Raw genomic sequence first — 13,283 nt, 5'->3', positions numbered from 1 at the left:
AACTCCACCCTGTTCTGTGGGCTTATCTCTTTCGCCCACCTGCAATCCGGATAGTCAAGGAGGCAGCCGCGAAAGGTCTGGGGCCAGGTGCTATCGAAGGCGCCCGGAAGAGGGTAGCAGAACGCGAACTTAAAAAGGCATCGGAATAAGCCGTTACAATATATCAAACTTGACAGGCGTCGTAGTTGATAGATAGAATATCCAGGGAGGGGAGTAGCAACGTGCCTGGCGGCGTCAGTACGGCGTGATGCCCGCTGCCAGGGCGGCTGGTAGCCGTTTGCGAGACCTTCGCCCGGCTTGTGTTGGCGGGTGGAGGTCTTTTTAATTTTTTAAGGTTAGAGGAGGTCGAAGTTTAAAATGGACTTCCTTAGTGCGGCAACTCTGTTTGGCGTGTTTACCATTATTTTAGCCGACCTTCTGCTTGCCGGTGACAACGCCCTGGTGATTGGCATGGCCTGTCGTGGGCTGCCACCGGCACAAAAAAAAGAAAGCGCTAATTTGGGGTACGGCAAGCGCGATTTTCTTACGTATCGTTCTAAAATCCATAGCCACTTTACTTTTGCTTGTTCCTTTTCTTAGCGCTGCTGGAGGGCTGTTGCTGATTTGGGTAGCTTTGAAACTGGTGGGGCCGGAAAAGCGAGTAACCCAAATGAACGCCTCTAAAAGTCTCTTTGAGGCCATAAAGACGATTATTGTTGCCGATGTGGTGATGAGTCTGGATAACGTGCTGGCGGTGGCCGGGGCGGCTCACGGGAACATTTTGCTGGTTATCTTTGGCCTTCTCCTGAGTATCCCTATTCTCATTAATAGGAGCCAGCTGGTTTCCCTGCTTGTGGAAAAGTACCCCCTTCTCCTTTTTGCCGGGGCGGCGGTGCTTGCTTGGACAGCCGGTAAGATGTTGGTAGAGGATAGACTTATTCACCAACTAGTGGCTAATTGCCAGGCGGCTTTTCTGCCGGTAAAAATCCTTATTCCAGCAACGGTTACGGTTTTGGTCTTAATTGCCGGGTGGGTTTTGTACAAAAGAGAAATGAAAAAAGGAAAAACCCTGGTTAGAAGTATTCCCGGCTGCTAGGGCCCTTGCTGGCAATTCTAGAGGAGGTGTTTGCGGTGGCGCGGAAAAGGGACGGTTTGAGCCGGGCCAGGAGTGCCCTTTACGGGTTGGCGCGGCTCTTAGGAGACGTTTCGGCGGTGAAGAAAGGGACCGCAGGCCGCTGGCTGCTGCGGAGGGCGGCAGGCAAGGCAACCGGGCGGCTGCTGGGGAAGCTGTTCAGGTAGGAGGAAAAGACGGTTGGCGATGATCTGCCGGGAAGAATCCCGGCCTTATTTTTTAAAAGGGCTTTGAGGGCAACCTTTAAGAATGGTCATACTTAGGTCATATTTTGGCGGTAAAACAAGGCAGTGACAAAAAGTAAACCCGCCGGAAATCCAGTCCTGGCGGGCTTTTTAGCCTGGTGGACCTGGGGGGATTCGAACCCCCGGCCTCTTGAATGCGAGTCAAGCGCTCTCCCCCTGAGCTACAGGCCCACTAACGAGAAATATTGTAGCACGGGGCAGCGCCAAACGCAAGGGGGAGAACTGATTTATCAAATATGGGATGTGTTCCGGTTTCGAGATGGTTTAGGAATCAGGATATCTTCTGCAGAGAAACCTCCTGCCGCTGGCGCTTAATCATCACTTCTTCCGCATAGTCGGCGGCGATCAGGTAAAGGTTTACCCAGAGCTCGTGCTCGTTCGGCTTACCTTCGAGTTCCTTGGCCAGCTCGCGGAATTTCTTGCCCACGCGGTCCTTGAAGGACGAGAATTCCGCCAGGGCCTCGAGCATGTCCCGCTGGCTATAGGTTGATCCCTCACGTAACACTTTAAACATTGCCTCACCTCCTTAGCCAAATATTACCATATAAAGAGTTTATTGGCAATGATATAAATTTGTCGAATCGCTGTCGCTACGAGCGCGATGTGCCCAGGTAAAAAGGGGCTGTCCCGATTGACTTTTGGGACAGCCCCTTTTCGCGAATACTGGTTCGCCGGTCGCAGCAGGACGCGCGCGCAGGAATGCTTGGCGCCTTACGTGTTGTCCGGCCAGGGCCGGTGCGCGTGTGCCCCGCCGTAGAACCCCCGCTGTACCGCTCGCGTAGGCTGGGCTGGCGGCGAAGGCCTGCTGTCCGCTGACGCCGTATCCGCCGGGGGAAGCGAAGGCTGCTCCGGTGTAACCGGTGTAGCCAGCCGTTTGCGCTCCCGCGGCGGGCGCCGCGTAAGTGCCGGTATAGGGCGCGCCGTAGGCACCGGTATAGGGTGCACCGCCGGTATATTGCGGTGCACCGGCGTACTGGCCGGCACCTGCATAGTGACCTCCAGTGTACTGGGGTGTGGTCCACTGCGTCGCCGCACCCCACTGGCCGGCGGTGAGGGTCGTGCCCAACTGCTGGGCGACCGAAGAGATGGTGTTGAGTTCGTTCTGCAGGCTTAAGCAGAGCTGCTGGATGCGCTGCAGTTGCTGGCTATTAAAACTCTCCTGCTGGCTGAGCCAGGCAAGTTGTGACTGCGCCTGCTGTTCGGCCTGCTGCAGCTGCATGGTAACCTGACTGATGTTGTTGAGGTCCTGCCGCAGGCAACTCAAATGGTTTTGGAGTTCTTGAAGGCGATGCATTTTCCCCCTCCTGCTTTTTTTGGTATTATTAGCAGGTCAACCGTTCTTCATTAGTGGAAAAAACGCCTGGACCGTAAGCAGGGCACCTGTGGGCTGCTGCCGGCCGCTCACCGGCCAATTTTAAGGTGCTGTAAATCGCAGGTAGCAAGAGGGTGCAGGCGGAAACCGTGAAGCTCCGGTGTGCAGGCAGCGAGACGAACGCTGTAGGTAAGCGGAATTAAGGGAGAATCGGCGGCAACGGTGGCGAGCGCCCGGGCATAGATTTGCGCCCGCACGGGCGAATCGGGAATTTGCTGGCCCCGGGCCAGCAGCAGGTCGAGAATGGGGTTGTGGTAGCGGGTGGCGTTTAGCCCCCGGGGTATTTGAAATGAGGCGAGGAGACAGCAAAGAAAGTTGTCCGGGTCGCCGTTCTCGCTTGTCCACCCGTAGAGAAAGAAGTCCCCTTCCTGGCGCTTGATCGCCGCCTTAAGTTTCTCCCAGGGGTAGGCGCGGATCACGACCTCGATTCCAGCAACCGCGAGCTGTCGCTTTATCTCTGCCGCCAACCGGACACCCCCTCCCGGATTGTACGGCCGGGCTTCGTTATAAGTGAGCAGGGTAAGCGGGCGCTTTTTCAGAATGGGAGGGGCCTTGGTAGGTATCTGGTGGGAGTTGGCTGGGGCCTGCAGCGGTATGGTTCCGGCGACAGGCGGCGGTAGGAGCGCGGTGGCTGGTGGCAATAGCCGGCCGTAAAGATTGCGGCAGAGCGCTGCCTGGTCGATCAGCGACGCCAGCGCGCGGCGGGCCGCAGGATCGGCGAACGGCTCTTTATCGGTGTAAAGGCCGAGATAACTGACGGCGGCGCCGGTGGTTTGAACCAGAGTCGCGGAAGAGAGTTTACTGACGGCGGCGAGAGGGACGTCGAGTGCGATGACGCCTTTCCCTTGCTGCAAAAGCCGGAGACGCTGTACGGGGGCCGGTATTTTTCGGAGCAGAACGCGGGTGACGGTGGGTATCTTACCCCAGTAGCCTTGGTAAGCCCGTAAGGCTACCTCCTCTTCTCGTAACGCCTCTATTTTATAAGGGCCGGTGCCGGCCGGAGGAGCGCCAGGCAGGTATATTGCAGCCTGAGGTAGCGCCAGGTTTCGCAGGAAGGGTGTATAGGGGTACTTCAGGCGAAAGGTGACGTGCTGCGAGTCGGGCGCGGCCACGCTCGCGACCATCCCGAAGAGGAGGCGGAGGTAAGGTGAACCAGCAGCGGCCGATAGCTTGCGCGCAAAGGCGGCGGCTACGACAGGGGCAGTGAGGGGCGGCCGTTATGGAAGCAGACGCCCGGACGGAGCGTAAAGCTCCAGGTGCGTCCGTCGGGTGAGACACCCGCCAACTTGTTGCCAAGCAGGGCTCGACGGCGCAGCTACCCGGCTTGAAGCGCACAAGACCCTCGAAGATATTGGGTAGGAAAGTGCCGGCTTCGTTATCGGGGAGATTTTCCGGTATAATATTACCAGGGAGTACCGGGGTAGCAATTAGAATCATTTCGGTTTCTGCGTTGCGGCGGTGTCTGTTTTCAAGGGCCACGACGTAAAGTACGGTTAGAATAATACAGGTGGTAGCCATAAAGAGGAAAAAATTTTTTTCGCGATGTGGATCACAAAGAGCTGCCGCATCTCTTTCACCGGGCGGGAGATTCTAGGTTACATATTCTGGTAGTAACAGCGTTTTCCTTGTGGATTCCCGGGTAAATTTGAGGCGTACGTCATTCTCCAAAAGGTGTTTATTTCTGGTGGCGTATCCGGTATAATTATCACCGTTGTAAATTTATCAGGGTTGTAAATTTATCAGGAATGAGGGGAGACAGTGCTGCCGACGCCGAAAAAATACTTCGTAACTGCAGCTGCCGCCGAGGGCACTACGAAACTCAACGCTTTCGACAATGCGCTTCTTGCGGCGCGCATTGGCAACATCAACCTAATTCGCGTTTCGAGCATCCTGCCGCCTGGAACGGAGTATGAGTCTAACCTGGTCTTCCCGCCCGGTTCATTTGTCCCAACAGCCTACGGTTATATCATCAGCGACGTTCCCGGGGAACTCATCGCGGCCGCCGTAGGGGTGGGCGTTTCGCGCGAGAGCTTCGGCGTGATTATGGAATTTTCGGGGAAGTGCACGGAGGCGGAAGCGCGGGTAAAAATCGAAGGGATGATCCGGGAGGCCTTCGACCGGCGGCAGATGGAAGTAATCGAGATGAAAATTGCGGCGGTGGAACACCGGGTTGTGCACATCGGTTGCGCCCTGGCGGCCGTGCCGCTCTGGTACTAGTTTTTTGGAGGAGGTAAAAACGATGGAACTCTGGTACACCGAGGACCAAAACAACATCCTGCGCTTCAGCTACCGGGTTAACCAGTCGCTGCACGTCGAAAAAACGCCCTTTCAGCACCTGGCGGTGCTTGATACCGTTGGTTTCGGGCGGGTGCTGGTCCTCGATGGGATTGTGCAGACGACGGTATGGGATGAGTTTATCTACCACGAGATGATTGCCCATGTGCCGCTTAACACGCACCCGAACCCCAAAAAAGTGCTGATTATCGGGGGTGGTGATGGGGGTACGGCCCGCGAAGTGGTGCGCCATCCCCGCGTAGAACAGGCCGTAATGGTCGAAATCGACGAGCGTGTTGTCGCCGCGGCGCGCCAGTATCTGCCGGAGCTGAGCGTGGAACTCGACAACCCAAAGCTCGACCTCCGTTTTACCGACGGCATCAAGCACGTTGCCGCAAGCCGGAACGAGTACGACGTGGTTATCATCGACTCGACGGATCCGGTAGGGCCGGCGGTCGGCCTTTTCAGCCGGGAGTTTTACAGCCAGGTTTGCCAGGCGCTCAAGGAAGACGGCCTTTTTGTTGCCCAGACCGAATCGCCCTTTTTTAACACCGACGTACTGGCGCGAATCTACAAGGATATCGGGGCGATCTTCCCGGTTGTCCGCACCTATTTGGCCTGCGTACCTTCCTATCCGGGCGGGCTCTGGAGCTTCACGCTGGGTTCGAAAAAGTACGACCCCCTTGAGGTTAAGCCCGAAATCATCCCGGCACTCGGCTACCGGTACTATAACCTGCAGGTTCACCGCGCGGCTTTTGCTCTGCCGCAGTTTTTGAAAGAAGCTCTGGGTCAGGGTTAAGGATGTTCACCGGGATCGTTCGCGACGGCCTTTTCCTTGCTGCGAGTGACGATTGGGCACGCGCGAAAGTGGTTCTCGTGGGCGCCGGGCTCGACAGCACAGTTTCTTTCCGGCCCGGGACGCGGGATGGGCCGCGGGCCGTCCGCTATTTTTCCCAGTGTCTTGAGGAGTACAGCCTCCAGCTAGGGCGGGACCTCCGCGCCCTGCCGTTTTGCGACCTCGGCGATATCGCGCTGCCCCACGGCCACGTGGCGGGGGCGCTGGACCTCATCGAAGACGTAGCGGCACGACTCTTCGCGGCCGGCAAGATACCGGGGGTGATCGGTGGTGAGCACCTGATCACCCTTCCGGTGGTAAGGGCCGCGCGCCACTTTTACCCGGAGCTGGTGGTGCTTCACTTCGACGCCCATGCCGACCTGCGTGACGAGTATCTCGGTGTCAAGCTCTCCCACGCTACGGTAATGCGGCGGGTGGTGGAGCTTCTCGGGCCGGGACGGGTTTACCAGTTCGGCATTCGCTCCGCCGATGGGGAAGAGGTTTTGTACGCCCGCGAAATGACCAGATTCCACCCCTTCAGGGTGGCCGAGCCTTTCACCGGAGTCAAGGAAAAAATAGGGGCACGGCCCGTTTACGTAACGCTCGATATCGATGTTGTCGATCCCGCTTACGCTCCTGGCGTGGGAACGCCGGAGCCGGGCGGGATCGACGTTGCCGAGTTGTTAGAGACGGTTTGCCGCTTTGAAGGGCTCAACGTGGTCGGTTTTGACCTCGTTGAGGTTAATCCAGCGTACGACCCGGCCGGACTGGCGCCGCTTTTGGCGGCTAAAGTGATAAGGGAGTTGGTAATGATCCTGACCGGATAAGAGACAAAGCAACAGAAGGGAGGTGAGCCCGTGCGCGAAGGAAAGGTACAGATAATACCACTGGGCGGCCTCGGCGAAATGGGTAAAAACTCGCTCGCGATCCGGTACGGTGACGATATTCTGGTTATCGACTGCGGGCTGATGTTCCCGGAGGATGAGCTGCTGGGGATTGACGTTGTCATCCCTGACATAACCTACCTCTTAGAAAATAAAGAATGCCTCCGGGCGATTATTCTGACCCATGGTCACGAGGACCACATCGGGGCGATTCCGTACGTTCTGCCTCACTTCGACGTGCCGATTTACGGCACCCGCCTGACCCTTGGCCTGCTCGAAGGGAAGCTCGAGGAGCACCTTCCGGGTTTCAAGGCCGACCTCCGGGAGGTTCGGCCGCGCGATCTTCTGACGATTGGCAACTTTAAAGTGGAATTCATCCGGGTCTCCCACAGCATCCCCGACGCGGTTGCGGTGGCGGTGCATACGCCGCTGGGCGTGATTCTCCATTCGGGTGACTTTAAAATTGACTACACGCCGGTCGATGGGGAGCGGATCGATTTTCACCGGCTGGCTAAATTAGGTGAAGAAGGGGTGCTAGTACTGCTTTCGGACAGTACCAACGCGGAGCGCCCCGGTTATACGATGTCGGAAAGGGTGGTCGGCGAAACCTTTGAGGAGACCTTCCGGCGTTCCCGCAGCCGCATCCTGATCGCCACCTTCGCGTCGAACATCCACCGGATTCAACAAGCGATAATTGTCGCCCACCGGTTCGGCCGTAAGGTAACGATTGCCGGCCGGAGTATGGTCAACGTGGTGACGGTAGCCCACCGGCTCGGCTACTTGCAGATACCGCCGGGAACGATGGTAGAATTAGAAGAAGCAAACCGGCTGCCGCGCCACGAGGTGGTGATTCTCACCACCGGAAGCCAGGGCGAACCAATGTCCGCACTGACCCGGATGGCGATGGCCGACCGTAAACTCGTCGAGATTTACCCGGGCGATACCATCATCATTTCGGCGGTGCCGATTCCGGGCAACGAAAAATTGGTGGCGCGGGTGATCGACCAGCTTTTCAAGCGCGGCGCGGAGGTGCTCTACGAAACCGTCTCGGGGCTCCACGTCTCGGGGCACCCGAGCCAGGAAGAGCTGAAGCTGATGATTAGCCTCACGCGGCCGAAGTTTTTCATCCCCATCCACGGGGAGTACCGGATGCTGATGCGCCACGCGGAACTGGCGCGGGAAATGGGCGTGAAACCGGAAAACATCTTTGTGGTGGAGAACGGACAGGTCGTCGAGTTCAGCCGCAGGGGCGGCCGTTTCGCCGGACGGGTAACCGCGGGACGGGTGCTGGTCGACGGTCTGGGAGTAGGTGACGTCGGCAATATTGTGCTGCGGGACCGTAAACAGCTGGCCAAAGACGGCATCCTCATTGTGGTGCTGGCGATAAGTCAGGAATCGGGACAGGTAGTCGCGGGACCAGATATTGTTTCCCGCGGGTTCGTCTATGTGCGGGAGGCGGAGGAGTTGCTCCAGGAGGCTAAGGCGCAGGTGCGCGCGGCGCTGGAGAAGTGCCAGGAAAAAGGGCTTAACGAGTGGGCGAGTATTAAGGCGCAGGTGCGCGACATCCTGGGCCGGTTCCTTTACGAGCGCACCCGGCGCCGGCCAATGATCCTGCCGATCATCATGGAGGTTTGAGGCGATGCGGGTTAAGACTCAGCGGCTCGATTTTAAGACGCGCTTTAAGATTAAGGGAGGTTTTGTCCTCGCCACGGTTTTTTTGACCTTTATCGATTTCCTCTACTGGTGGTTGCCCCGCGTGATCCCTCTGCGGCGCCGGCGGCGGCCGGCGGGCCGGCTGGTGTTCCGGGTGCGGGAGTAGCAGCGAGTTTATTTTGCGCGAGAGAGTGGCAAAGATAAACATTCACCCTAAAAATAGACCCCGGATAATCGTCCGGGGTCTCACTTTCATGCTCGTAGAGCGCAGCGGCCGAAGCCTTTCCGTTATTCCGGCGTGATCTCAACCTGTCTATCTTGCGCTCCTTTTGCCTTCGGGACCACGACTTCCAGCACGCCATCCTTAAAGCTCGCCTTGGCTTTGTCGCGGTCCACCGCTACCGGCAGCGGGATGGTCCGCGAAAACTTCCCGTAAGCCCGCTCGCTCCGGTAATAGTTTTTCTCTTTTACTTCTTCCTCCCGCTTCATCTCGCCCTGAATGGTGATCTCTTCATCCGTAACGAAGATCCTGACGTTCTTCTTGTCCACGCCCGGCAGGTCGACCTTTACGATAACGTTGTCGTCGCGCTCGAAAACGTCAACCGCCGGCAGCCACGCCCCTAACTGTTCTTCTCGGAAGAGCCGCGGAAATCTGCCGAAGACCTTCTCCATTGCCTCCCGCATTTCGCGCAGTTCCCGCCATGGGTCCCATGGTAAGAGGTACGGCATCAAAAAACACCCCCCGGTCTTAAGATTTTAGAGGCCTTACAGAGGTAATTATACCTGAGCGGCCAAAAAAAGGGAAGAGGCAAGTTTTCCATCCTTCCTTATAAGAGCCCTGCTTCTGCAAGACGCCGGTTAGCGTAGGCACGCGCTTCTTTTTCCTCCTCCGGCGTGAGGGGTTTGAGACGTAGCAGGTCCGGTCCCAGGCGGGCGAGAAAGATGCCTGTGCCGCCCTTTTCCACAACGAGGTAGAGGTGATCCTCAGGGATAATGGCGAAGGCATAGTCTCCTTTGCGGATAGCCGCTACCGGGATCGTTTCCTGATTCGCTATGAAATGCGCTACCGCCTCTTTAATGTTCAACTTCACTGCAAGATTCCTCCTTCAATGGAGTAATGGCCGGTGGGTGGCGCATCTGTCACGGCGCTCCGGTCCGGGAGCAGAAACCCGGTACAAATTTTAGCACAAGTCTTCTTCCTCTTACGAGGGAAAAAGAAAGCGGCGCCGAAAATTACAAAAAGGGGGCGATGCCGGTGAAAGTGCAATGGGGAGCCAAGGTTAACAGCACAGGTGTAAAGAACGTGGGTAATGCGGGTCCGGCGGGCTTTACCGCCACCTTGGAAGCCGTTACGCGGCAGGGTGGCGGGCTGGAGGAGCTCTTTGCCGCCGCCGCGGCCCGGTTTGGCGTGCGCGCGGAACTCTTGCAGGCGGTGGCCCGGGTCGAGTCAGGGTTTAACCCGCGGGCGGTTTCCCGGGCCGGGGCGCAGGGTATCATGCAGTTGATGCCGGATACCGCCCGGGCGCTCGGGGTGCGGGACCCCTTCGACCCTGCAGAAAACATCTTTGCCGGCGCGGCCTACTTGCGGTCGCTGCTCGACCGTTTCGGGGGAAATGAGGCCTTGGCGCTGGCCGCTTATAACGCCGGTCCGGGCGCGGTAGCGCGTTATGGGGGCATTCCACCCTATGCGGAAACCAAAGCTTACGTTGCTAAGGTCCTGCAACTAAGCGGGTGCGCGGTTGAGGCGGCACTTCCTTCGGAGGCTGGCGGGCGCTTGGAAATAGCAGCGGTAAAAGCGGAAGGGCTGGTGCCCGGCGACCCGGTAGAAGATGCAGAAACGCCGGCCGTCGAGATGGAAAAACTCGCCGCCCTGGCGCTTGTGTGGCGGTACGCGTTAGCGGAATACCTGCTCCACGCCGCCGGGGAGGAAGAAAAGCCGGCATAAAGACGACCCTGCCTCGCCGTAGCGGTGGCGGGGCGCTTAAAATAGTGCTGGACTGACACGGGAGGAATAGGCTTGCGTATACTGGTCATTGGTGCCGGGGCGCTAGGCTCGGTTTTCGGAGGTTTTCTGGCCCTGGCGGGAGGAGAAGTGACGCTACTCGGCCGCCCTTGGCATCTGGAGGCCGTGGCGCAGCAGGGTCTTTTTATCGAGGGTATTTGGGGGGTTCCCGCGGTAGCGAGAGCAGCGCTTGCGTGGCAGAGTTGGTCGTTGCGGAGGGCAAGGTGCAGGAAATTCGCTGGGATAAACCCGGAACGCCGATCCCTCCCAACGGCTACGTCCTGCGCGGGCAGGGGGCGGCGGCCGCCTTTCTGCTCGACAATTTCCAGGTTGGGGACCCGGTGGCGGTCTATTACTGCGTGGATTCTCCCTATGCGGAGATGCAGTTGGCGGCGGGCGGCTATGCACTTTTAGTTGTGGCAGTAGAGCAAAGCGTAGGTAGTACCAGCCTGACCCTGAAAGAGTTTGCCGCGTTCCTCGCGGAACGCCTGGGCGCCTGGCGCGCCCTTAATCTCGACGGCGGCGGTTCAACCAGCCTGGCCGTTCGGTCGCTGGGTGAGTTCAAGCCCGTGCTGGTGAATAAGCCCGCAAGGGGAGCGGAAAGATAGGTGCCCGATGCCATCGGCGTTTTCAGCACTGCGCCCCAGGGAGAGCTTGCGGGCCTGGTGGTCCGGGGGCCGCAGGAAATCATCGCCGGTTTACCCTATCGTTACCGGGCTGCCGGTTACGACGCTTATTTCAACCCTTACCCGGTCGATCCCCAGGCCGTCACCTGGACGGTCGCGGAAGGCGCGGGCAGCTTTGACGGTGGCGAGTTAACGGCGCAGGCAGGAGGCCTTCTCGTTATCAGTGCCAGGGCGGGTAACGTAACCGGAACGCTCCGGGTCAAGGTGCTCGGTAGCGAGGATATGGCCCGTCTCGAGGTTACGCCGGCCCGCATCCGGCTGGCTCCTGGACAACAGATGCGGCTGAGCGTCCGGCTTTACGGGAAGGATGGCCGCACGAGGACGTTGCCGGCAGGCTGCGTGCAGTGGACAGCGTAGGACGGCATAGGAAGTCCAGAAGGCACGGCGCAGTCCTTCCGCGACGCGGCACAGATTCCGCGCTGGGCGCTTCCCGCAGTTGGGCGCGCGGCGGCTGCCGGGCTTGTCGGTGGGTCGGGCGGGTTTTTTTGGGCCGCTCGCCACGGCAACACGGGCTGAAGCAGCGGCCCTGGTAGTGCGCGCGCTGCAATACCACCTGGAGCACCTGGCGTAGCCCCAGAATCCCTGCTTAGAAAGTGCGGCGGGGGAGCGGCGCAGCTCCGGAGCAGGAATTTGGATCCTGCCTGGCGAACCCTAACCCAAAAGTTCCCGGCTGCTTAAAGGCGGATAATTTTACGAAGTGGAGTGATTTTTTTGGATGCCTACGCCATTATCAGAAAAAAGCGTGATGGGGAACGTCTGTCACCGGAGGAGATTTCATGGTTCATTGACCGGTACGTGGCGGGAGAAGTGGCTGACTACCAGGCGGCGGCCTGGCTTATGGCTGCTTACCTGCGTGGCCTCGACGCCGGGGAAACCTTGGCGCTGACCGAAGCGTTGGTCCGTTCCGGGGAACAGGTAGATCTTTCGGGAATCAGGGGCGTTAAAGTTGATAAACATTCTACCGGGGGCGTCGGTGATAAGACCACCCTCGTTTTGGCGCCGCTTTTGGCGGCGGCCGAGGCCAAGGTGGCTAAAATGTCGGGACGGGGCCTCGGTCATACGGGCGGCACTATCGATAAATTAGAGGCCATCCCGGGCTTTCAAACCGCGCTGGAGCGAGAGGAGTTTGTAGCGCAGGTAAACCGCACCGGCGTGGCGGTAGCCGCCCAGACGGAGAAGATTGTTCCCGCCGACCGGAAACTTTACGCTCTCCGCGACGTGACCGCTACGGTTGATAGCATTCCCCTCATTGCTGCCAGTGTGATGGCGAAAAAACTCGCCTGTGGTGCCGACGTGATTGTACTCGATGTCAAGACGGGTAGCGGTGCCTTCATGCAGGATACAGCGGCGGCTCAGGAGCTGGCGCGGCTGATGGTGGCGATCGGGAAGCGAGCTGGCCGGCGGGTAGTGGCGTTGGTCACCGACATGGACCAGCCGCTCGGTTATGCCGTGGGGAACGCCATAGAAGTCGCCGAGGCAATCGCTACCTTGAAAGGGCGGGGGCCGCTCGACTTGACGGAGCTCTGCCTCGAGCTTGGCAGCCGGGCCCTTTGCCTCGGCGGTCTTGCGCTGAACCTTAAGATAGCGCGGGCCAGATTGGAAGAACTACTGCTTGGCGGCCAGGCGCTCGGGAAGTTTCGGGAATGGGTGGCCGCGCAGGGTGGCGACCCGCGGGTGGTAGACGAACCAGAGTTGCTGCCGCAGGCGCCGCAAAAGATACCCGTTTTAAGTCCGCGGGCCGGCTACGTTGTCCAGATTAACACGCTGGCGGTAGGCGAAGCCGCTAGGGTTCTCGGCGCGGGCCGGCGCCGCAAAGAGGAGAGCGTCGATCCGGCGGTCGGGGTGCTTCTGGCAACAAAAGTCGGCAGCCGAGTCGAAGCGGGTGAGCCGTTAGCGTACATCCTCGCCCGAGAGAAGGGGTTGACGGCGGCGCAGGAACTGCTGACTGGCGCTTTCACCGTCGCTGTCAACCATCCTAAGGCCCGCCCGCTGGTGTGTGCGGTGGTGGAAAAGTGAGGTTGGACTAAAATGGAGGAGCGCTGGCAGTGGCCTAAAGTGATTGCCGGACTGCTCTTTTGGGGAGCGGCGGCTCTGCTATATTTTTCATTTCCTAGAACGCCGAAAATACTTGTTTTAGTCTTTTTATTCGCCTTCCTTGGACTTTACTACCCTCTTTCGGCCCTGTTCTTCCGTTGGCTGTTGAAGAATATTGATGATTTTC

General features: G+C 58.7%; 18 protein-coding genes, 1 tRNA gene and 2 pseudogenes. 15 read left to right on the top strand and 6 right to left on the bottom strand.

What is annotated here, in order from left to right; all coding sequences use genetic code 11:
• The first annotated feature begins 357 nt into the window (after window positions 1-357).
• Genes ACUVTA_RS05635 through ACUVTA_RS05625 form a run of 3 tightly spaced genes read left to right on the top strand, consistent with a single transcriptional unit; the run spans window position 358 to window position 1,278 of the window.
• The gene (locus ACUVTA_RS05635; RefSeq protein ID WP_445951993.1) at window positions 358-579 is read left to right on the top strand and encodes a hypothetical protein; all 222 of its coding nucleotides are present in this window, start codon (window positions 358-360) and stop codon (window positions 577-579) included.
• Entirely contained in the window at window positions 497-1,075 is a 579-nt protein-coding gene (locus ACUVTA_RS05630; protein WP_445951992.1) for a YjbE family putative metal transport protein, read from the top strand. The genes ACUVTA_RS05635 and ACUVTA_RS05630 overlap by 83 nt, the downstream gene beginning before the upstream one ends.
• A 35-nt stretch (window positions 1,076-1,110) precedes the next feature.
• Entirely contained in the window at window positions 1,111-1,278 is a 168-nt protein-coding gene (locus ACUVTA_RS05625; protein ID WP_445951990.1) for a hypothetical protein, read from the top strand.
• A 174-nt stretch (window positions 1,279-1,452) separates the two neighbouring features.
• Here the strand turns inward: ACUVTA_RS05625 and ACUVTA_RS05620 are convergent.
• From ACUVTA_RS05620 to ACUVTA_RS05605, 4 genes and pseudogenes are all read right to left on the bottom strand, one after another.
• Window positions 1,453-1,527, bottom strand: a tRNA-Ala gene (locus ACUVTA_RS05620).
• 100 nt (window positions 1,528-1,627) lie between these two features.
• The gene (locus tag ACUVTA_RS05615) at window positions 1,628-1,870 is read right to left on the bottom strand and encodes a hypothetical protein (protein ID WP_445951989.1); all 243 of its coding nucleotides are present in this window, start codon (window positions 1,868-1,870) and stop codon (window positions 1,628-1,630) included.
• 39 nt (window positions 1,871-1,909) lie between these two features.
• Window positions 1,910-2,650: a hypothetical protein gene (locus ACUVTA_RS05610; protein WP_445951988.1), complete on the bottom strand. Its 741-nt coding sequence runs from the start codon at window positions 2,648-2,650 to the stop codon at window positions 1,910-1,912.
• Between the two features lie 107 nt (window positions 2,651-2,757).
• A pseudogene (locus tag ACUVTA_RS05605) lies at window positions 2,758-3,927 on the bottom strand (ABC transporter substrate-binding protein); the annotation flags it as partial.
• A 559-nt stretch (window positions 3,928-4,486) separates the two neighbouring features.
• On the opposite strand from ACUVTA_RS05605, the gene ACUVTA_RS05600 reads away from it, so the two are divergent.
• The 5 genes from ACUVTA_RS05600 to ACUVTA_RS05580 are packed head-to-tail and all read left to right on the top strand — an operon-like array spanning window position 4,487 to window position 8,540.
• Window positions 4,487-4,945: a pyruvoyl-dependent arginine decarboxylase gene (locus tag ACUVTA_RS05600; RefSeq protein ID WP_445951987.1), complete on the top strand. Its 459-nt coding sequence runs from the start codon at window positions 4,487-4,489 to the stop codon at window positions 4,943-4,945.
• Between the two features lie 22 nt (window positions 4,946-4,967).
• Entirely contained in the window at window positions 4,968-5,801 is an 834-nt protein-coding gene (speE, locus tag ACUVTA_RS05595; protein ID WP_445951986.1) for a polyamine aminopropyltransferase, read from the top strand.
• 2 nt (window positions 5,802-5,803) lie between these two features.
• Window positions 5,804-6,664 carry an agmatinase gene (gene speB / locus ACUVTA_RS05590; protein WP_445951985.1) on the top strand — a complete coding sequence of 287 codons (861 nt, stop codon included), beginning with the start codon at window positions 5,804-5,806 and terminating at the stop codon, window positions 6,662-6,664.
• A 30-nt stretch (window positions 6,665-6,694) separates the two neighbouring features.
• On the top strand, window positions 6,695-8,356 hold the full coding sequence (locus ACUVTA_RS05585; RefSeq protein ID WP_445951984.1) for a ribonuclease J: 1,662 nt from the start codon (window positions 6,695-6,697) through the stop codon (window positions 8,354-8,356).
• A gap of 4 nt (window positions 8,357-8,360) precedes the next feature.
• Window positions 8,361-8,540, top strand: coding sequence for a hypothetical protein (locus ACUVTA_RS05580; RefSeq protein ID WP_445951983.1), 180 nt, complete (start codon window positions 8,361-8,363; stop codon window positions 8,538-8,540).
• A 122-nt stretch (window positions 8,541-8,662) separates the two neighbouring features.
• Here the strand turns inward: ACUVTA_RS05580 and ACUVTA_RS05575 are convergent, their stop codons facing one another.
• Window positions 8,663-9,103: an Hsp20 family protein gene (locus ACUVTA_RS05575; RefSeq protein ID WP_445951982.1), complete on the bottom strand. Its 441-nt coding sequence runs from the start codon at window positions 9,101-9,103 to the stop codon at window positions 8,663-8,665.
• A gap of 98 nt (window positions 9,104-9,201) precedes the next feature.
• Entirely contained in the window at window positions 9,202-9,465 is a 264-nt protein-coding gene (locus ACUVTA_RS05570; protein WP_445951981.1) for a hypothetical protein, read from the bottom strand.
• A 164-nt stretch (window positions 9,466-9,629) separates the two neighbouring features.
• Here ACUVTA_RS05570 and ACUVTA_RS05565 point away from each other — a divergent pair, with 164 nt between their 5' ends.
• From ACUVTA_RS05565 to ACUVTA_RS05535, 7 genes and pseudogenes are all read left to right on the top strand, one after another.
• Window positions 9,630-10,319: a lytic transglycosylase domain-containing protein gene (locus tag ACUVTA_RS05565; RefSeq protein ID WP_445951980.1), complete on the top strand. Its 690-nt coding sequence runs from the start codon at window positions 9,630-9,632 to the stop codon at window positions 10,317-10,319.
• Window positions 10,320-10,391: 72 nt separating this feature from the next.
• Window positions 10,392-10,541 (top strand): annotated as a pseudogene (locus tag ACUVTA_RS05560) (ketopantoate reductase family protein); the annotation flags it as partial.
• Window positions 10,542-10,570: 29 nt separating this feature from the next.
• On the top strand, window positions 10,571-10,984 hold the full coding sequence (locus tag ACUVTA_RS05555) for a phosphodiester glycosidase family protein (protein ID WP_445951979.1): 414 nt from the start codon (window positions 10,571-10,573) through the stop codon (window positions 10,982-10,984).
• Entirely contained in the window at window positions 10,985-11,419 is a 435-nt protein-coding gene (locus ACUVTA_RS05550; protein ID WP_445951978.1) for a hypothetical protein, read from the top strand.
• Between the two features lie 6 nt (window positions 11,420-11,425).
• Complete coding sequence (locus ACUVTA_RS05545; RefSeq protein WP_445951991.1) at window positions 11,426-11,578, top strand: S-layer homology domain-containing protein; 153 nt, start codon at window positions 11,426-11,428, stop codon at window positions 11,576-11,578.
• Window positions 11,579-11,764: 186 nt separating this feature from the next.
• Window positions 11,765-13,078, top strand: a complete 1,314-nt coding sequence (locus tag ACUVTA_RS05540) for a thymidine phosphorylase (protein WP_445951977.1) — start codon at window positions 11,765-11,767, stop codon at window positions 13,076-13,078.
• A gap of 12 nt (window positions 13,079-13,090) precedes the next feature.
• A partial coding sequence (locus ACUVTA_RS05535; protein ID WP_445951976.1) for a hypothetical protein occupies window positions 13,091-13,283 on the top strand: 193 nt, incomplete at its 3' end.

The sequence above is a fragment of the Thermodesulfitimonas sp. genome (genome assembly GCF_052743955.1).
The sequence above is the reverse complement of the archived record's forward strand: the minus strand, read 5'-3'. Positions and strand labels throughout refer to the sequence as shown.